Source organism: Pseudomonas sp. LD120 (assembly GCF_009861525.1).
In the GTDB taxonomy this organism is placed as follows: domain Bacteria; phylum Pseudomonadota; class Gammaproteobacteria; order Pseudomonadales; family Pseudomonadaceae; genus Aquipseudomonas.
This window is the reverse complement of the sequence record NZ_WVHL01000005.1, coordinates 1945499-1963385: the sequence shown is the minus strand read 5'-3', so window position 1 is coordinate 1963385 and position 17887 is coordinate 1945499. Positions and strand designations below refer to the sequence as shown.

The 17887-nt window shown below is 60.3% G+C and carries 17 protein-coding genes and 1 pseudogene; 9 read left to right on the top strand and 9 right to left on the bottom strand.

Annotation, left to right across the window (positions count from 1 at the left end):
• Window positions 1–32: 32 nt before the first annotated feature.
• The 7 genes from PLD_RS23280 to PLD_RS23250 all read right to left on the bottom strand — a co-directional run bounded on the left by PLD_RS23280 (window position 33) and on the right by PLD_RS23250 (window position 8400).
• Window positions 33–1592 carry a flagellar hook-associated protein 3 gene (locus PLD_RS23280; protein ID WP_159896933.1) on the bottom strand — a complete coding sequence of 520 codons (1560 nt, stop codon included), beginning with the start codon at window positions 1590–1592 and terminating at the stop codon, window positions 33–35.
• A gap of 13 nt (window positions 1593–1605) precedes the next feature.
• A complete protein-coding gene (gene flgK / locus PLD_RS23275; RefSeq protein ID WP_159896931.1) occupies window positions 1606–3657 on the bottom strand; it encodes a flagellar hook-associated protein FlgK in 2052 nt (683 codons plus the stop codon).
• Window positions 3658–3667: 10 nt separating this feature from the next.
• Window positions 3668–4936 carry a flagellar assembly peptidoglycan hydrolase FlgJ gene (gene flgJ / locus PLD_RS23270; protein WP_159896929.1) on the bottom strand — a complete coding sequence of 423 codons (1269 nt, stop codon included), beginning with the start codon at window positions 4934–4936 and terminating at the stop codon, window positions 3668–3670.
• 10 nt (window positions 4937–4946) lie between these two features.
• Window positions 4947–6056, bottom strand: coding sequence for a flagellar basal body P-ring protein FlgI (locus tag PLD_RS23265; protein ID WP_159896927.1), 1110 nt, complete (start codon window positions 6054–6056; stop codon window positions 4947–4949).
• A 15-nt stretch (window positions 6057–6071) separates the two neighbouring features.
• Window positions 6072–6767 carry a flagellar basal body L-ring protein FlgH gene (flgH, locus tag PLD_RS23260; protein WP_159896925.1) on the bottom strand — a complete coding sequence of 232 codons (696 nt, stop codon included), beginning with the start codon at window positions 6765–6767 and terminating at the stop codon, window positions 6072–6074.
• A 61-nt stretch (window positions 6768–6828) separates the two neighbouring features.
• Window positions 6829–7614, bottom strand: a complete 786-nt coding sequence (flgG, locus tag PLD_RS23255; protein ID WP_159896923.1) for a flagellar basal-body rod protein FlgG — start codon at window positions 7612–7614, stop codon at window positions 6829–6831.
• Between the two features lie 45 nt (window positions 7615–7659).
• On the bottom strand, window positions 7660–8400 hold the full coding sequence (locus PLD_RS23250) for a flagellar basal body rod protein FlgF (protein ID WP_159896921.1): 741 nt from the start codon (window positions 8398–8400) through the stop codon (window positions 7660–7662).
• Window positions 8401–8732: 332 nt separating this feature from the next.
• Between PLD_RS23250 and PLD_RS23245 the strand changes: the two genes are divergently transcribed.
• The 3 genes and pseudogenes from PLD_RS23245 to PLD_RS23235 all read left to right on the top strand — a co-directional run.
• Window positions 8733–9599: a hypothetical protein gene (locus tag PLD_RS23245; protein WP_159896919.1), complete on the top strand. Its 867-nt coding sequence runs from the start codon at window positions 8733–8735 to the stop codon at window positions 9597–9599.
• Window positions 9596–10318, top strand: a complete 723-nt coding sequence (locus PLD_RS23240) for a TylF/MycF/NovP-related O-methyltransferase (protein ID WP_159896917.1) — start codon at window positions 9596–9598, stop codon at window positions 10316–10318. The genes PLD_RS23245 and PLD_RS23240 overlap by 4 nt, the downstream gene beginning before the upstream one ends.
• A gap of 123 nt (window positions 10319–10441) precedes the next feature.
• A pseudogene (locus tag PLD_RS23235) lies at window positions 10442–11109 on the top strand (IS4 family transposase); the annotation flags it as partial.
• Between the two features lie 10 nt (window positions 11110–11119).
• Here the strand turns inward: PLD_RS23235 and PLD_RS23230 are convergent.
• Window positions 11120–12682, bottom strand: a complete 1563-nt coding sequence (locus tag PLD_RS23230) for a sigma-54-dependent transcriptional regulator (protein WP_159896915.1) — start codon at window positions 12680–12682, stop codon at window positions 11120–11122.
• A 305-nt stretch (window positions 12683–12987) separates the two neighbouring features.
• Here PLD_RS23230 and phhA point away from each other — a divergent pair, with 305 nt between their 5' ends.
• From phhA to PLD_RS23205, 6 genes are all read left to right on the top strand, one after another.
• Entirely contained in the window at window positions 12988–13779 is a 792-nt protein-coding gene (gene phhA, locus PLD_RS23225) for a phenylalanine 4-monooxygenase (RefSeq protein ID WP_159896913.1), read from the top strand.
• Window positions 13780–13847: 68 nt separating this feature from the next.
• Window positions 13848–14204 carry a 4a-hydroxytetrahydrobiopterin dehydratase gene (locus PLD_RS23220; protein ID WP_007930096.1) on the top strand — a complete coding sequence of 119 codons (357 nt, stop codon included), beginning with the start codon at window positions 13848–13850 and terminating at the stop codon, window positions 14202–14204.
• A complete protein-coding gene (locus tag PLD_RS23215; RefSeq protein ID WP_159896911.1) occupies window positions 14204–15394 on the top strand; it encodes an amino acid aminotransferase in 1191 nt (396 codons plus the stop codon). The genes PLD_RS23220 and PLD_RS23215 overlap by 1 nt, the downstream gene beginning before the upstream one ends.
• Before the next feature lie 211 nt (window positions 15395–15605).
• Window positions 15606–15737 carry a hypothetical protein gene (locus PLD_RS30785; RefSeq protein ID WP_256674731.1) on the top strand — a complete coding sequence of 44 codons (132 nt, stop codon included), beginning with the start codon at window positions 15606–15608 and terminating at the stop codon, window positions 15735–15737.
• Between the two features lie 84 nt (window positions 15738–15821).
• Complete coding sequence (locus PLD_RS23210; RefSeq protein ID WP_159896909.1) at window positions 15822–16004, top strand: hypothetical protein; 183 nt, start codon at window positions 15822–15824, stop codon at window positions 16002–16004.
• A 117-nt stretch (window positions 16005–16121) separates the two neighbouring features.
• Window positions 16122–17321, top strand: a complete 1200-nt coding sequence (locus PLD_RS23205) for an MFS transporter (RefSeq protein ID WP_159896907.1) — start codon at window positions 16122–16124, stop codon at window positions 17319–17321.
• On the opposite strand, the gene arfB is transcribed toward PLD_RS23205, so the two are convergent.
• Window positions 17318–17731 carry an alternative ribosome rescue aminoacyl-tRNA hydrolase ArfB gene (gene arfB, locus PLD_RS23200; RefSeq protein ID WP_159896905.1) on the bottom strand — a complete coding sequence of 138 codons (414 nt, stop codon included), beginning with the start codon at window positions 17729–17731 and terminating at the stop codon, window positions 17318–17320. The two genes, PLD_RS23205 and arfB, sit on opposite strands and share 4 nt — an antisense overlap.
• Between the last annotated feature and the right edge of the window lie 156 nt (window positions 17732–17887).

Here is a 17887-nt window from a genome sequence, read left to right as displayed (position 1 = left end):
GTTGCTCGACGCGAGGTTCGAACGCCACGCAATCAGACCTTATTGAACAGGCCCAACTGGGCAATCTTGCTGAAGGCCAACTGCGAGGCCTGCAACATGGTCTGTTGCAGGGTCAGACGGGTCATGACTTCGGCCGGATCGGAGTCACTGATGGCAGAGCGAGTGGTGACGTTGGCCGCCGCCAGGCTTTCGTTGATTTCGTTCTGGGTCGCCAAAGCCGAACCACGACCACCGATGGAGCTGATGCCGATGGACAGCTGATCAATACCACTGGCCAGGTTGGCCATCCCCGAAGCGAGGTCGGCCACCTGCTTCTGGGTCGCCAGCACGTTTCCGTCAGTGGGTGTGTTCAACGCGTTTTTCAACTGGTTCACGGTGTCCAGGATGTTCTGGGTTTCGTGAGTGTTGACCGCCACACTGAACTGATCATTAGCGCCAGGCGTGCCATTGAGGGTGAAGCTCACGCCCGCCGCGGTGGCAACGTTGCCCGCCAGCGTCCCCGAAGACACCGGCTTGCTGTCTGCCGTCAGCGGCGCAGCATACAGATCAAAATCGGTGGCACTGGTGAACTTGAGGATCGCCGAGCCGCTAGGGAAGGTCGAGTTGTAAGCCACCGGATCCGTCACGCTGGTGTTGCTGACCAGCGTGGTCGTCGGGTTGCCCGGGCTACGCGCAACGTTGAACGAGTCTGGCTTGGACGCCAGGCTAAAGGCATGCCCAGGCAGCACAACGTTAGGATCCTCGCCGGCCGCCAGGTTGATATTCAAGTTCAGATCGACGCCCCGAAAGCTCACGGTCTGATTCGGCGTGGTTCCGAACACGCCACCTTGACTGGCCTCGGCTGTCACGTCGTTACCGCCGGCATCGGTGATCTTCAACTGAGTGCCTGTGACGAACGACACGGTGTAGGGCTCACCGCTACGGAACTGGCTGTTATAGCTGCCACTGTTGCTCATCTGCCCGTTGGACAGGGAAACCCGCCCGTCGTCCACCGCCGGCGCAGTCAGGGTGACTTCACTGCGGCTGGTGTTGAGCGCCTGCTGGAACACATCCCAACCGGTGCTGTTGGCCGCCATCATCATGGTGTCGCCCACCGGCAGCTTCAGGCTGCTCTGGTCTCCGTTGTAGCTGTAGGTGCCATCAGAGTTGCGGCTAAATGGTGGAACGTCATCCTTGGAGCCGCCGAAGAGGTACTTGCCGTTTTCGTCCTGAGAGTTCATCAGGCTCAGCAACTGCTCTTCGATCTGCCCCAGTTCGGCCGCATTGGCCTGCCGGTCGGCATCGGTGTAACCGGCGCTGCCGGCGCCGACGGCCAATTGCTTGGCCCGATCCAGGACGTTGTTGATGCTGGTCATCACCGACTCGGCCTGCCCCAGAGAAGCCTTGATCGAGTTGCTGTTGGCCTTGTACTGATCAAGCAAAGAAGCCTGCTGACCCAATTGCAGCAGGCGGGCAGCGCCCACCGGATCGTCGGCGGCAGTCTTGACCCGGACCAGACTGCTGGCCTCTTCGCTGCTCTTGACCACGTTAGCGAAGTTTTTCTGGTAGTTGGCAGCCGAAGACTCGTAAAACTGGGCGGTGGAAATGCGCATGGGTTACGACTCCTTAAAGGCTGTTGATCAGCGTGCTGAAAGTTTCCTGCGCAGCCTTGATGATCTGCGAAGACGCGGTGTAGTACTGCTGGAACTTGACTAGGTTGCCGGTTTCTTCATCCAGGTCGACACCGGAAAGTGAGTCACGGGCCCCCTTGGCATTGGCCAGGATGGCGCCGTTGGCGGCACTGTCGAGTCCCGACTGGCTGGCCTTGGCACCGACGTTCTCGATCAGCTTGCCGTAGGCGTCCACCAAGGTGATGCCCTTGCTGGCAGAGCCGGTATCGACCGTTTGCTTGGTCTGCAGACCCGACAGGACCAGGCCGTTGCGGTTATCCGAGGAGCCGGCGCCATTCACTGAAATATTCATGCTGTCACCTGCGTTAGGCGATCCGGCAATGGTCATTTCTACAGCGAAGGTTTTGTTCACCGGCGGGGTGCCGCCATCGGTAATCGGGTTACCGCTGGCGTCGAGCATGTTGATCTGCAAGTTCAGGGTATTGCTCTGCCCCGGCACGATCGCGCCACTGCCCATTTTGACGCCCTTGGCGTCGTAGTAATCGTAGGTCTGGCTGCCACCGGATGCGGCGTTGAACACCACTTTGACTGGACCGGAGTTTTTGATCGCCGTCTGCATCTCCAACTTGCCCGCAGCGTCGGTGTTATCAATCGGCACACTCAGCGATGGCTGAGCCGAAATGCTCAGGGAACTCTTGACCCCGGCACCGATCTCGGCCTTCAACGGCGCGGCCAGCGCCAGACGCTTGGCGTCGGTCATCTCGGTCTGAATGGTGGTTGCGGCATTACGGGTCGGGATGATCTTGAAACTGTCACCGGCGGCCACCGTACCATTGAGGTTCAGCGAAAAGCCGTCGACCACTGGCGCCGGGCTGGTCGTGGTGCTGAAAGTGCCCATGTCCTTGCCGTCGGAACGCTTGATGCTGTAGTCCGTGGCACTGCTGAACGTCACCGTGTAATCGTTGGTGCTCAGCTTGCCAGTGTCCTTGATGGTCACATCGAAGTTGCCCGAGCCCGCGCTGTTGGCGGTACTGGCCAGACTGCGCTGACTGATCATCCTGAGGCTGTTGATGTCGTTGAACAGGTTGCCGCCGAACTCACCATTCTTGTCGATGCCTTGGGCCATCTGACTGTTCATTTGATCGGCAACTACCAGGGCCACGCGCCCCAGCTCATTCATCGCGGGGTCCAGCACTTCGCTGCGATAGCGCAGCAAGCCGCCGATCTCGCCCCCAGTGGTGACATTGGTGATATCAACGGTGGTGGCACCGCGATTGAGCTGCAACATGGAGCGGGTCGGATCGTTCTTGCCCTGCACCACTTCCAGGCTATTGGCGGAGTTACCCATCACCAGCGGCTGACCACTGCCCAAGTACAAATCTAGGCTAGAGCCACGCTCCGAGACCTGAACCCCGATAAAGGTCGACAGCTGACGCACGGTTTCGTTACGCGCATCCAGCAAATCGTTGGGCATGCCGTTGCCGTTGGTCGACAGCTCGGAAATCTTCTGGTTGAGCTGGGCCACGGTATTGGCCAGCTTGTTGACCTGCTCGGCCATACTCGCCAGGTTGCCATTGATGTCGGTGTTCTGCTGGTTGAGCTGGCTGGACACCGAGTTGAAACGGTTGCTCAGGGCCTGAGTATCACTGAGCAGCAACTGCCGAGAGGCTTCGTCGGTGGGTTTGGCGTTAAGGTTCTGCAACGAGGCAAAAAACTTGGTCAGGGCCCCGGTCATGCCGGTGCCGCTGTCCGACAGCAACTTGTCGACTGGGGTGATCTGCCCTTTATAGGCCGCTACGTCGCTGTTGAGCGAGGTGGCGGTGCGCAACTGGGCATCAAGGAAACTGTTGTACACCCGACGCACGTCCGCCAGGGTGGTACCGGTGCCGATGAAGACATTGCCGAACTGGCTGGAAGCCTTGGTGCCCTGCACGGTCTGCTGGCGTGAATACCCAGAGGTGTCGGCGTTGGCAATGTTGTTGCCCGTGGTCACCAACGACGTTTGGCTGGCGGCCAGCCCCGACATCCCGATATTGAGCAAACTCATGATTCAGACCTTATAAATTCGTGGAAACGCTCGCCGCAGCGTAGTTCTGGTAACTCTTCATCTGCTTGGCTATCTGCGAAATCTTGCTAGCGTAATCCGGATCTGTTGCATACCCGGCTTTTTGCAACTCGCGAACAAACTGTTCTGGTTTATCGGCCACTTTCAGCACTTCTTGATAGCGATTATTGCTCTGCAGCAAGGTCACCAAATCGTGGAAGCTGTCCTGATAGGAGTCGTAGGAACGGAACGCCGCCGTCTCCTTGACCATTTGCCCATTGCGGAACTCGCTGGTAATCGCCCGGGCCTGCGCACCCTGCCAATTCCTGCTGGCCTTGATGCCGAACAGGTTGTGACTGCTGCTGCCGTCCTGCTGGCGCATGACCGACTTGCCCCAGCCGGTCTCCAAGGCGGCCTGAGCCACCAGGTAGCGCGGATCGATACCAATACGCTCAGCCGCCTGCCGCGCCATCGGCAGCATAGTGGCCACAAAATCATCAGCAGAACTGAAGGCTCGCTTGGGCGGCGCCAGGGGGGGCTGAGCCACCGCGCGGCCATGGATCTGCAGCTTGTCTTGAGCAGCGGCATAACCCTGGTTGACTCGCCACTCACCACGCAGCACGGCATCGGCGGCGGGCGTGTTACGAGTCGGCGCGACATTCTGGGTGGAAGCGTCAACCCCCAAGGCGGCCGATGGCACGATGCCGGTCAACAGGCGATCGGTGAGTTTGCTCGGCAATGACAGGCGCCGCTGATTGAGCAGCGCCATATCGTTGTGGGCTAGCGTGGTGCGCAACGGGTCCGGGGCACGGGAAGCCCACATCGGTCGCTGGCCATTGAGACGACTCAAAGGGCCGTCCTGGGCAGCAGTGCCGGCGGCAATCGGCGTCGGCACTGGCGCTGGCGCTGGCGCTGGCGCCGGCTCAGACGCTGCAGCACCCGGGTGAGCCGGCTTGTTCTTCATCATCTGGCGCATCAGCACATTGGCCAGGCCGATACCACCACCTTCACGAGACAGGGATACCGCAAGCTGCTGATCGTACATGTCTTGGTACTGCTTGGCGGCCGGGGTATTGAGCGGGTTGTCCTGGCCGATGACATCGGTGGCCTTGCGCATGGACTTGAGCATCTCATTGAGGAACAGCGACTCGAACTCCTGCGCCACCTTGCGCACATTGGCCTCGCCATTCTTGTCGCCGACTTTAAGCTGCTGCAGACGGTTGAGGTCGGAGTAGGCCCCGGAGTCAGCGCTACCGATCAAACCGCTCTTATGAATATCCATCGCCGCTACCTCAGATCACGATCAGGTCGGCTTGCAAAGCGCCGGCCTGTTTCAAGGCTTCGAGAATCGCCATCAAGTCGCCTGGCGCGGCCCCCACCTGATTCACCGCACGAACAATTTCATCCAAGGTGGTGCCCGGCCCGAACTTGAACATCGGCTTGGCTTCCTGCTGAGCGTTGACACGCGAACGAGGCACCACTGCCGTCTGCCCGTTGGACAGAGGACCAGGCTGGCTGACGATCGGGTCTTCGGTGATGGTCACGGTCAAGCTGCCGTGAGTGACCGCTGCAGGCGACACCTTGACGTTCTGGCCGATGACGATGGTGCCGGTCCGCGAGTTGATGATGACCTTGGCCACTGCCTGCCCCGGATCGACTTCCAGATTCTCCAGGATCGACAAGTAATCCACACGCTGGCTTGGGTCCAGGGGCGCAGTCACTCGAATCGACCCACCGTCGATGGCCTGAGCCACGCCCGGGCCAAGCATGTCGTTGATCTTGTCGACGATGCGCTTGGCCGTAGTGAAGTCGGAACGGTTGAGGTTCAGGGTCAGGCTGTTGCCTTGATTGAAGCCACTGGGCACGGCCCGCTCCACCGAGGCGCCGCCGGGAATACGCCCAGCCGAGGGCACGTTGACGGTAATTTTCGAACCGTCGCGCCCTTCGGCATCGAACCCCCCCACCACCAGGTTGCCCTGGGCAATGGCGTAGACGTTGCCGTCGATCCCCTTGAGCGGAGTCAACAGCAAAGTACCGCCACGCAGACTCTTGGAGTTACCAATAGAGGAAACCGTGATGTCCACTACCTGCCCCGGCTTGGCAAAGGCCGGCAGGTCAGCACTCACCGACACCGCTGCCACGTTTTTCAACTGTACGTTGCCAGAGCCGGCCGGCACCTTGATACCGAACTGCGACAGCATGTTGTTGAAGGTCTGCAAGGTGAACGGTGTCTGAGTGGTCTGGTCACCGGTGCCATTGAGCCCCACCACCAGGCCGTAGCCGATCAGCTGGTTGGAACGCACGCCGGAAATACTGGCAATGTCCTTCAACCGCTCGGCCTGTACGCCGAGGGAAGTGGACAGCAACAACGCGGCCGCCATCAGGTGCTTGAAGTTAAACATGAGGCTTCTCATCACCTAGAAAGGGAACAGCGGACTGAGGAAGAAACGATCGAACCAGCCAGGCTGGTTGGCATCGGCAAAGGTGCCGGTGCCCGAATAGGTGATGCGCGCATCCGCCACCCGGGTCGAGGACACGGTGTTGTCAGTAGCGATATCGTCCGCCCTGACCAGACCGGCAATTCGCACCAGTTCATCGCCGGTATTGAGGGTCATCCACTTCTCGCCACGCACCGCGATGATGCCGTTGGGCAGCACATCGGCCACGGTCACGGTAATCGAGCCAGTCAAACTGTTGCTCTGAGCGGCCTTGCTGTCGCCCTTGGTGGCGCGGTTGCCACTGTAGCCGGCATTCAACGTCAGGTCGCCATCGCTCAACGGATTGTTGGTGTTGGGCACAGCACCAAACAGCGAGGTCAGGCCGATGCTGTTGGAGCTGGTCTTGGTCAGCGCCGAGTTGGCACCTTTACTGGCCGCGGTACGCTCGTTCAGGGTGATGGTAATGATGTCACCGACCCGGAATGCCTTGCGGTCGCTGTACAGGTTCTGCTCAAAACCCGCCTGATAGATCGAGCCGTTGTTGGACGCGGAAGGCAGCGGCGTGCGCGGCAACACTGGCGCGTAGTAAGGGTCATTGGGCTTGGGCGGCGGGGCGACACAGCCTGCCAGCACGGCACTCCCACTCAGCGCTAAAACACACATAAACCGATTCATGACCCTTCCTCACGATGTTGCAGGCGCGCCATTTGAACAGCGCGACGCCCTCAAGACTTGTTTACAGCTTCTGCGTTATGAACGAGAGCATCTGATCGGCGGTGGAGATCACCTTGGAGTTCATCTCGTACGCACGCTGAGTGGTGATCATGTTGACCATTTCCTCAACAGTGCTGACGTTGGACGCTTCCAGGGTGTTCTGCAGCGTGGTGCCGAAGCCGTTAAGGCCCGGAGTGCCGATTTGCGGCGCGCCACTGGCGGCGGTTTCCAGGAACAGGTTATTGCCCTGGGACTGCAGGCCTGCCGGGTTGATGAAATCGGCGGTTTGCAGGTTGCCAATCACCTGGGAGGCCGGGTTGCCGGCGATGGTGATGGAGACGGTGCCGTCCTGCCCCACGGTGAAGGTCTGGGCGTCGTTGGGCACGACCACCGCAGGTTCCAAGGCAAAACCGCTGGCGGTGACCACCTGGCCATCGGCATTGAGGTGGAAAGTACCGTCACGGGTGTAGGCGGTGGTGCCGTCAGGCTGCAGAATCTGGAAGAAGCCGCGACCATTGATCGCCAGATCCAGGGGCTGCTCGGTGGTTTGCAGGCTCCCGGCCGTGAAGTTTTTCTGCGTGCCGACAATGCGCACACCGGTACCCACCTGCAGGCCAGTAGGCAATTCACTGTCCTGGGTCGACTGGGCACCCGGCTGACGCTTGATCTGGTACAGCAAGTCCTGGAACTCGGCACGATCACGCTTGAAACCCGTGGTCGATACGTTCGCCAGGTTGTTGGAAATCACACTCAGGTTGGTGTCCTGGGCGGACAGACCGGTTTTGGCAACCCATAGAGCCGGAAGCATTCGATTCTCCTCTTGCGCCTGTTTTACGGCGCCAGGTACTGGTAATTAGCTGATCTGCAAGACCCGAGCCATGGCTTGGTCATCTTCTTTGGCGCTGTTCATCATCTTGACGTGCAATTCGAACTGCCTGGACAAGGCCAGCACCGCGGTCATCTCTTCCACGGCATTGACGTTGCTCGACTCCAAGAACCCAGACACCAGCTGCACATTGGCATCCGCTGGCGCTGGCTGACCGTCTTTGGTCTTGATCGAACCGTCGAGCCCCTTGGTCAGGTTCTTGATGTCCGGATTGACCAGCTTGATACGGTCGACCTCAGCCATCACCCGAGGACCTTCGCCCATGGCGCGGATGCTGATGGTGCCATCCTGCCCCACTTCGATTTTCTGCTCCGGCGGCACTGCGATCGGACCACCGTTGCCCATCACTGGCATGCCGTTGCCTGCACGCAGCACGCCCAGCGCATCGACATTCAAACTGCCGGTGCGCACATAACTTTCACTGCCATCGGGACTTTGCACGGCGATCCAGCCCTTGCCGCTGACCGCCACGTCCAGATCACGACCGGTTTCCACCATCGAGCCTGGGCTGAAGTCCGTCGCCGGACGCTCCGACATCGCAAAGGCCCGCGCCGGAAAACTGTCACCAAACACTGGCATCGCACGGGCCTGTTCCAGGTCGCGCTGAAAACCGTTGGTGGAGATGTTCGCCAAATTGTTGGCATGAGCCTTTTGCGCCAGAGCATTCTGGCTGGCGCCGGTCATTGCCACATAAAGGTACTTGTCCACAATCGTTCCTCATCTGCCGGACGTTTGCCGCCCTCGCTGCACTGATGCATGGCGAAAGCAATTTCTACACCAACTTTTGCTTTCGACAGCGCACCCCATACAGGCCGGGGCTTTGCCGCAAACAAGGGGATTTCCAGCCTGGAATGAAAGACGAAAAAACGGCGGACTTATGCCGCTGACGGCAAGTACCGGTCACACAGCTTGGGCAACCCCGAGCGCCGCGCCGAGACTTTTGTGAACGGATCTTGCTAGGCACAGCGACTGGCGCCAGCAACTTCAGTTTGCAGAGGGGTGGCCGACACCTAAGCCAGTGACCGCCAAGGAGAACCACTTTGAACCTGTACCTCAATCAATTGCGTAGGACAGCTGACTTCAAGGAAGCCATCTATTCCGGAGATATCTTTCTGGACACTGAACTGGCGACTGCAAAAGAACTCTGCCGCCATGCCAAAGACTGTATTACGACGGCGTTCGATGGCGAAACCAACCACCAGGCACTGCACACCATGATGCCGGTGGAAGAGTTCGTCAGCCGAGTCACCCGACTCAAGGGGCAGTTCACCAACAGCCAGTGCGTCAAGGATCTGATTCTCGGTTTCATTCACGAGGTCGACATCGATCCTCGGGAGTACATTTTCGACGTGCCGCGCCTACGGGTCGTGCCCAACTACGACTACCTGCACGCAGGCGTCAGCTATGCCTACAAGCCACATCGCGACAGCTGGTACGGCAGCGTGGACTGCCAGATCAACACCTGGATGCCGGTCTACACCATCACCCCGGACCAGACCATGATGATCAACCCCGGCTACTTCGAAAAACCGATCGCCAACACCTCGAAAGACTGGAGCCTCAACGACTGGATCAGCAACCAGCGCCACAAGGCCAAGGACAACCTGACCGAAGAAGTCCGGGTTCACCCGGTCCCCCTGGAGGAGATCGACAACTCATCGGAAATCCGCATTGCCGGTAATTCCGGCGAGATGCTGGCCTTCTCTGGCTCACACCTGCATGGCACGGTCGTCAATCGCACCGAGCACACACGCTTCAGCGTGGACTTCCGACTGATGCACCTTGAAGACCTTAGACACAACCGTGGAGCCCCCAACGTCGACAGCGCCTGCCCAGACGTCGGCGCAGGCTTCAAAGACTACTTCCACGCCCACGACTTCTCGAATTTCCAAGGATTCCAACGATGACCAAACGCCGCCTTACCCCCGCCGAAGCCGAATACAACGCAACCCGCGCCGGCGTACTCAAGCGGGTCGACGCCGAATACGTTGCCGACGCACCCTTCGTCTTTGCCAACCGCATCAACGTCACCGCCGCACTGTCGCGCATGGAATTGTTCAAGAAAGTCATGGACGTCCCGGGAGCGATCATCGAATGCGGCGTGTACAAGGGCAACTCGCTGATGCTCTACATGCACTTGTCGATGATCCTCGAGCCTTACGCCATCAACCGCTCCATCATCGGCTTCGACACCTTCGAAGGCTTCACCAGCATTAACAAGGACGAAGACCCGGCCGACATCAACGAAACCATGTTCTCTGACACCGATCAGTCGCTGATCCAGGACATGATCGACGCTAACGACCTGCTGCGCCCGGTCAACCGCATTCCACGCTGCGAACTGGTCAAGGGCGACATCTGCAAGACCGCGCCAGAATTCGTCAAGTCGCGCCCGGACCTGGTGGTCGCCATGCTGATCCTCGACACCGACCTGTACGAACCGACCAAGGTGGCCCTGGAAACCTTCCTGCCGTACATGCCCAAGGGCGCCATCGTGGTCCTCGACGAAGTTGCCTATCGCAACTTCCCGGGGGAAACCAAGGCCCTGCGCGAAGTGTTCGACATGAACAAGATTGAGCTAAAGCGCCTGCCCTTTGACTCCTGCGTCGGCTATTTCCATATCTGAAGATAGCCAACCGCCCCCCAAAAAAGCCCCGCTTCATAAGCGTAATGCTGTTCACTTAAGCATTTGAGCTCACGCCGGGCTTCCTCGAAAATCCGATGCCAGACCTCTGGCATCGGATTTTTTATGTCTGTTCTACGGGACCTGCTCGACCTCGGCGACTTCTTCAACTTCTGCGACCTGAGCACCTGCACCCAAAACATTCCCATTGAGTGGGTAGCCTCTGCGTTGGATCTGTCCAGCCTGGCCACCATTCGCCGACGTCGCCCGCCAACAGACCAAGTGCTGTGGCTGGTGCTTGGTATGGCGCTGTTTCGTGACGAGCCGGTTCACGAGGTGGCCAGACGCTTGAACATCTGCGCCCAAGGCTTGGCCTCCGACCACCTGTTGGCCCGTAGCGGTGTGACCGAAGCTCGTAAGCGGCTCGGCGCCGCCCCTGTTGAATGGTTGTTTCGAAAGACGGGAACCCAATGGGGCGCGGAGCGCCATGACGGTGATGCTTGGCACGATCTGCAGGTGTTCGCGGTGGACGGCGCACTCTTGCGCACTGCCGATACGCCCGAACTTCGGGATCACTTCGGCTCCGGAAATACTTCGACCGAGCGCCAGACGCCTTTTCCTATGATGCGCCTGGTGGCGTTAATGAATGTGCGTTCTCACGTGATTCTGGATGCCCAACTGAGCCCTTACCGACGCAGTGAAATGCGCTTGGCCGATGAGTTTCTGCAGCAGATTCCCGACCATTCGTGACGTTATTCGATAAAGGTTTTTTGGGGGCTGAAATGCTATCAAGCGGAGCTTTTCTTATTCCGGAGATTCCTTGCCGACCTCGTACTGGCGCAACTTGTTGGCAATGGTGGTATGGGACACCCCCAGCCGCTTACCCAACTGCCGACTGCTGGGATGCTCGGCGTACAGGCTTTCCAGCACGGCCTTTTCAAAGCGGCCGACAATCTGCTCCAGGCCACCCTCCAGGGAAAAGTTCCCCAGGGGCTGGCGGGCACCGTAATCCGGCAGGCGGATGTGCTCGGCCTTGACCATGCCGCCATCACACAGCGAGACCGCCTGAAACAACACGTTTTCCAGTTGCCGCACGTTGCCCGGCCAGTGGTAGTGACTCAGGCGCTCCATGGCGGCCGGCGCCAGTCGCGGCAGCGGGCAGCCAATCTGCCGGCTGGCCTGATCGAGAAAATGCTCCACCAGCGGGGTCAGGCCATCGAGGCACTCGCGCAGCGGCGGAATATGTAGGGACAACACGTTCAGCCGGTGATAGAGGTCCTGGCGAAACTCGCCCCGGGCACAGAGCTCCGACAGGTCGACCTGGGTCGCGCAAATCACCCGTACATCCAGATACACCTCTTCATCACTGCCCACCCGCCGGAAGCAGCCATCTTGCAGAAAGCGCAGTAACTTGACCTGCAAACGCGGGCTCATCTCCCCTACGCCATCGAGAAACAGGGTGCCACCAGCGGTCAGCTCCAGCAGCCCCAGCTTGCCCTCTGCCCGCGCCCCTTCGAAGGCTCCGGGGCCATAACCAAAGAGCTCGGTTTCGGCCATGGATTCCGGCAACCCGGCGCAGTTCAGGGCCATCAGTGGCGACTGCCCCCGCGGGCTGGCCAGGTGACAGGCACGGGCCAGCAGCTCCTTGCCGGTGCCAGTTTCCCCCTCGATCAGCAGCGGCGCATCCAGCGGCGCCATGCGCCGCGCCTCACGCACCACCGCCGCCATGACTTTTGAACTCTGGAAAATACTGTCGAAACCCCGCAGCTCCTGCTTGCGCACGTTGTAGATGCGCTCACCAACCCGATCCGCCCGATGCAAGGTCAATACCGCGCCAGCCATGGCCTCACTGTCGTCGTGCTCGGATTGCAGCGGGGCGATGTCCGCCAGGAACACATCGCCCTTGACCTTGACCCGCAGTCCGTTGATCCGCGACTGGTTGGCCCGTACCAGTTCCGGCAAGTCGAAGTCCTCGGCATAGCGCGACAGAGGAATCCCCGGCACCTCATCCACCCGCACTCCCAGCAGCTGCGCCGCCGCCCGATTGGCGGCAACGATGGAACCGCCCATGTCGATGGACAGCACCGGGAACTCCAGGGCTCCCAGCAGCGCATTGAGCTCCATATGCCGGCGCTCGCTGGGCATCAGCCCGACACGCTTCACACCAAAGACCCCGGCGATGGATTCGAACTTGGGGCGCAACGCCTGGAACTGCAGATTGATCAGGTTCGGGCAGTGCAGGTAGATGGCGTTGCCATGCTCGCCCCCCACTTCGCCACGGGCCACGTTGATCCCGTACTCCACCAGCAGATTGAGAATGTCGCGCAGGATGCCGATGCGGTTCTGGCAGTGAACTTTGATACGCATAAAAGAAGGCCCGGAGCTGATAATAAAGGGCATAAACGCCGAAAACCGACGCTTTTGACGCCGGCCTTTGCAAACTTTCTGCGGGGTGACGCAGATAATCGTCAAGATTATGTGACAGCAAAGGGCTTTTTCAAAGCTGAAAACCCACAACACGTCGGCCGCCCAGGCAAATACGTAACGATTACTTTACAAATAGCCGTCCAATGCCCGCTCACGTCCACCGAACACCCGCTGCAAAGCGTCGCCCCCTCAGGTATCACTGAAGTCACACATAACAAGAACGCATCCCCTGGCAGGAGAGCAGCATGAAGCAGACGCAGTACGTGGCCCGCGAGCCCGACGCGCAAGGGTTTATCAACTATCCACCCGAGGAACACGCGGTGTGGAACACTTTGATCACACGCCAGCTGAAAGTGATCGAGGGTCGTGCGTGCCAGGAGTACCTGGACGGCATCGAAAAACTTGGGCTGCCACACGATCGCATCCCGCAACTGGGTGAAATCAACCAGGTCCTGGGTGAAACCACTGGCTGGCAAGTGGCCCGGGTGCCGGCCTTGATCCCCTTCCAGACATTCTTCGAACTGCTGGCCAGCAAGCGCTTTCCGGTGGCGACCTTCATTCGCAGCCGTGAAGAACTGGATTACCTGCAAGAGCCGGACATCTTCCATGAGATCTTTGGCCACTGCCCACTGCTGACCAACCCCTGGTTCGCCGAGTTCACCCACACCTACGGCAAGCTCGGCCTGCAAGCCACCAAGGAAGAGCGGGTGTACCTGGCGCGCCTGTACTGGATGACCATCGAATTCGGCCTAGTGGACACTCCGGCCGGTCGACGCATCTATGGCGGCGGCATCCTGTCTTCACCCAAGGAAACCGTCTACAGCCTGTCCGAGGAGCCGGAACACCAGCCCTTCGACGCCCTGGAAGCCATGCGTACCCCCTACCGCATCGACATCCTGCAGCCCATCTATTTTGCCCTGCCCAATCTCAAGCGCCTGTTCGATCTGGCCCAGGAAGACATCATGGCCCTGGTCCACCAAGGCATGCAGTTGGGCCTGCACGCGCCCAAGTTCCCGCCTAAACCCAAGGCGGCTTGAGAGCCTGCACTCGCGAGCCACTCAGAAAAATAGTAACGTCCAACAAGAATTAAACTCAGGAACCCACCATGACCGCTCTGAACCAAGCCCATTGCGAAGCCTGCCGCGCCGATGCCCCACAAGTCAGCGATGAAGAACTGCCGGTACTGATCAAGCAGATCCCTGACTGGAACATCGAAGTTCGCGATGGCGTGATGCAGTTGGAAAAAGTCTTCCTGTTCAAGAACTTCAAATTCGCCCTGGCCTTCACCAACGCCATGGGCGAGATCTCCGAAGCCGAAGGCCATCACCCAGGCCTGCTCACCGAGTGGGGCAAGGTCACCGTGACCTGGTGGAGCCACTCGATCAAAGGCCTGCACCGCAACGACTTCATCATGGCGGCCCGCACCGACGAAGTCGCCAAGACCGCAGAAGGGCGCAAGTAATGCATTTCGACGCCATTGGCCGGGTGCCCGGCGACCCGATTCTAGGCCTGATGGGGGCCTACGCCAGCGATTCAAGCCCGAATAAGTTCGACCTCGGCGTGGGTGTCTATAAAGACGCCCAGGGCCTGACACCGATTCCGCATTCAGTGAAGCTGGCCGAACAGCGCCTGGTGGATCGTCAGGACACCAAGATCTACATCGGCGGCCATGGCAATGCCGACTTCGGCCAGCGCATCAATGAGCTGGTACTGGGCAGCGATTCGCCACTGATCGCCAGCCAGCGCGCCGGCGCCACCCAAACCCCCGGCGGTACCGGTGCCCTGCGCCTGAGCGCGGACTTCATCGCCCATTGCCTGCCAGGCCGTGGTGTGTGGCTGAGCGATCCAACCTGGCCGATCCACGAAACCATCTTCGCTGCCGCCGGAGTCAAGGTCAGTCACTACCCTTACGTGGGCAGCGACAACCGCCTGGACGTCGAGGCGATGCTGGCGACCCTGAACCAGGTGCCCGAGGGCGACGTGGTGCTGCTGCACGCCTGCTGCCACAACCCCACGGGGTTCGACCTTAGCCAGGCCGACTGGCTGCGAGTACTGGAAGTGGTACGCAACCGCAACCTGCTGCCATTGATCGACTTCGCCTATCAGGGCTTTGGCGACGGCCTGGAGCAGGATGCCTGGGCGGTCCGGCTGTTCGCCGCCGAACTGCCTGAGCTACTGATCACCAGTTCCTGCTCGAAGAACTTCGGCCTGTACCGCGACCGCACCGGCGCCTTGATCGTCTGCAGCCAGGACGCCGAAAAGCTGCTGGACGTGCGCAGCCAACTGGCCCATATCGCCCGTAACCTGTGGTCCACGCCACCGGATCACGGCGCCGCGGTGGTTGCCACCATCCTCGGCGATGCCGAGCTCAAGCGCCTGTGGATCGACGAAGTGGAGGCCATGCGCCAGCGCATCGCGCAACTGCGCGCCGGCCTGGTGGAGGCCCTGCAACCCCATGGTCTGGCCGAGCGCTTCGCCCATATCGCTGTGCAGCGCGGGATGTTCTCCTACACCGGCCTGAGCCCGGCTCAGGTGCAGGCGCTGCGCGAACATCACAGCGTGTACATGGTCAGCTCCGGTCGCGCCAACGTGGCCGGAATCGACGCCAGTCGCCTCGACCTGCTGGCCGAAGCCATCGCCAAGGTGGTGTAGACGCGACGCTGCCAAGGGGGAGGGGGCACCAGCAGGCCGCACCCTCCCCCGACAGGCCAGCGCTTGCCTTCCTCCGGATGAAAGCCCTTTCATCTCAAAAAACGCGATAAAAATCTTTTTGTCATTTCCAGTGCTGTATCCTGCCCGAGCTTTTTAAAAAGCGCGGATCTACCCAGCGATTTAAAAAACAGACTTTGCGAGGAGCAACAACATGCATGAGATCCCGAATCTCCCCTTCCCAAGCCTGCACGAAACTGAGCAGACAACCACGCCACAAACCAGTGCCGAAAAGCCGGTAGTGCAAGAAGCCGCCGACAGCCGCAAGGCCGACAGCGAAGATTGAAAATGCTCTAGCCAGACCGTGTGGAAAGCGCTATTCAAGCGCTTTCCACACCGCCTGAAACCTCCTCCCGAGCCCCACCGAACCATGACCGATTCCTTCAGCGAAACCCAAGCCAGCGTGCTGATCGGCACCACTGAAAAAATGATCGAGTTGTGGAACCGCCTCAGCACGGAAAAACAAGCCGCCCTGCTGGCCCGCTTCGGCACCCAGGAAAACGCCCTGGCCGCCCTGCTCACCACGCAACTGCTGGCCGCCAAAGACGCCTGAGCCCAAGCAAAAGCCGCTAAAGATCTGCACAGCGTGCCTATTTCTCCCCCTTCCCTCCTGTCCACATCGGTATCATGAGCAGCCTATCTATTGAGCTGTTGCAGTGGACGTCTCCCCATGCCAGATACCCAGCGCCCCTTGGCGGTCACGCTGCAAGTCATTTCCATCGTTCTGTTCACTTTTATCGGTTACCTGAATATCGGCATTCCCCTGGCAGTGCTGCCGGGCTATGTGCACAGCGACCTGGGTTTCGGTGCGGTGATCGCGGGCCTGGTGATCAGCGTCCAATACCTGGCCACCCTGCTCAGCCGCCCCTATGCCGGTCGCATCATCGACAACCTGGGCTGCAAGCGCGCCGTGATGTATGGCTTGGCCGGTTGCGGCTTGAGCGGGGTTTTCATGCTGCTCTCAGCCTGGTTGCACAACCTGCCGAACCTGAGCCTGATCAGCCTGCTGATTGGTCGCCTGGTGCTGGGCAGCGCGGAAAGCCTGGTGGGATCGGGCTCTATCGGTTGGGGCATCGGCCGAGTCGGCGCGGCCAACACCGCCAAGGTGATCTCCTGGAACGGCATCGCCAGCTATGGCGCCCTAGCCATCGGCGCCCCTCTAGGAGTGCTGCTGGTCAATCGACTGGGACTGTGGAGCATGGGCGCGAGCATCATCTTGCTGGCCGTGATCGGCCTGCTGCTGGCCAGGCCAAAACTCGCCGCGCCCATCGTCGCCGGCGAACGCCTGCCGTTCATCCACGTGCTGGGCAAGGTTTTTCCCCACGGCTGCGGCCTGGCCCTGGGCTCTATCGGCTTTGGCACCATCGCCACCTTCATCACCCTGTACTACGCCACTCAACATTGGGCCAACGCGGTACTGTGCCTGAGTCTGTTCGGCGCCAGCTTCATCGGCGCGCGCCTGCTGTTCGGCAATTTGATCAACCGACTCGGCGGCTTTCGCGTGGCCATTGCCTGCCTGTCGGTGGAGACGCTCGGCCTGTTGCTGCTGTGGCTGGCGCCGGATGCACACTGGGCGCTGGCCGGGGCGGCCTTGAGCGGTTTTGGCTTCTCTCTGGTGTTCCCGGCCCTGGGAGTCGAAGCGGTGAACCTGGTGCCGGCCTCCAGCCGCGGCGCGGCGGTAGGCGCCTACTCACTGTTCATCGACTTGTCGCTGGGCATCACCGGACCGCTGGCCGGGGCCATTGCCGCAGGCTTCGGCTTCGCCTCGATCTTCCTGTTCGCCGCCATTGCCGCCGGTAGCGGCCTGGTGCTGAGCCTGTACCTGTATCGCCAGGCACCGAGACTGCGCAGCACGCGGGCAGCGAGCTAGAAATCCACCTTGCCGCGACCGGCCTTGATGTTGCCGCGCTTGGCCTTGCTCTCCAGACGGCGCTTCTTCGAACCCAGGGTCGGTTTGGTCGGACGGCGCTTTTTCTCCACCTTGATGGCGCTGAGGATCAGCTCGGTGAGGCGCTCAAGGGCATCGGCACGGTTCTGCTCCTGAGTGCGGTACTGCTGGGCCTTGAGGACGATCACGCCGTCACTGGTGATGCGACTGTCTCGCAGCGCCAGCAGCCGCTCCTTATAGAACGGCGGCAGAGAAGAGGCCGGAATGTCGAAACGCAAGTGCACCGCGCTGGACACCTTGTTGACGTTCTGCCCGCCGGCGCCCTGGGCGCGGATGGCGGTCAATTCGATCTCGGCATCCGGCAGATGCACATTGTTGGAAATCACCAGCATGGAACAGGAATCCGTTTTCAGGGCGCACAGGATACCTCCATTCCCCAGGCACCGGCGGGCCTCTTCGCCGGCCAGCACAACGTAGCAGCCGGCCTGCCGGCCAAAGCGATCTGCGCCCGCACAAGAATCACAGGCATGAAAAACCCGGCAGAAGCC

Coding starts and splice junctions, on each gene's coding strand:
- PLD_RS23280 (WP_159896933.1), bottom strand. CDS start 1,592: ATGCGCATTTCCACCGCCCAGTTTTACGAGTCTTCGGCTGCCAACTAC.
- flgK (WP_159896931.1), bottom strand. CDS start 3,657: ATGAGTTTGCTCAATATCGGGATGTCGGGGCTGGCCGCCAGCCAAACG.
- flgJ (WP_159896929.1), bottom strand. CDS start 4,936: ATGGATATTCATAAGAGCGGTTTGATCGGTAGCGCTGACTCCGGGGCC.
- PLD_RS23265 (WP_159896927.1), bottom strand. CDS start 6,056: ATGTTTAACTTCAAGCACCTGATGGCGGCCGCGTTGTTGCTGTCCACT.
- flgH (WP_159896925.1), bottom strand. CDS start 6,767: ATGAATCGGTTTATGTGTGTTTTAGCGCTGAGTGGGAGTGCCGTGCTG.
- flgG (WP_159896923.1), bottom strand. CDS start 7,614: ATGCTTCCGGCTCTATGGGTTGCCAAAACCGGTCTGTCCGCCCAGGAC.
- PLD_RS23240 (WP_159896917.1), top strand. CDS start 9,596: ATGACCAAACGCCGCCTTACCCCCGCCGAAGCCGAATACAACGCAACC.
- PLD_RS23230 (WP_159896915.1), bottom strand. CDS start 12,682: ATGCGTATCAAAGTTCACTGCCAGAACCGCATCGGCATCCTGCGCGAC.
- phhA (WP_159896913.1), top strand. CDS start 12,988: ATGAAGCAGACGCAGTACGTGGCCCGCGAGCCCGACGCGCAAGGGTTT.
- PLD_RS23220 (WP_007930096.1), top strand. CDS start 13,848: ATGACCGCTCTGAACCAAGCCCATTGCGAAGCCTGCCGCGCCGATGCC.
- PLD_RS23215 (WP_159896911.1), top strand. CDS start 14,204: ATGCATTTCGACGCCATTGGCCGGGTGCCCGGCGACCCGATTCTAGGC.
- PLD_RS30785 (WP_256674731.1), top strand. CDS start 15,606: ATGCATGAGATCCCGAATCTCCCCTTCCCAAGCCTGCACGAAACTGAG.
- PLD_RS23210 (WP_159896909.1), top strand. CDS start 15,822: ATGACCGATTCCTTCAGCGAAACCCAAGCCAGCGTGCTGATCGGCACC.
- PLD_RS23205 (WP_159896907.1), top strand. CDS start 16,122: ATGCCAGATACCCAGCGCCCCTTGGCGGTCACGCTGCAAGTCATTTCC.
- arfB (WP_159896905.1), bottom strand. CDS start 17,731: ATGCTGGTGATTTCCAACAATGTGCATCTGCCGGATGCCGAGATCGAA.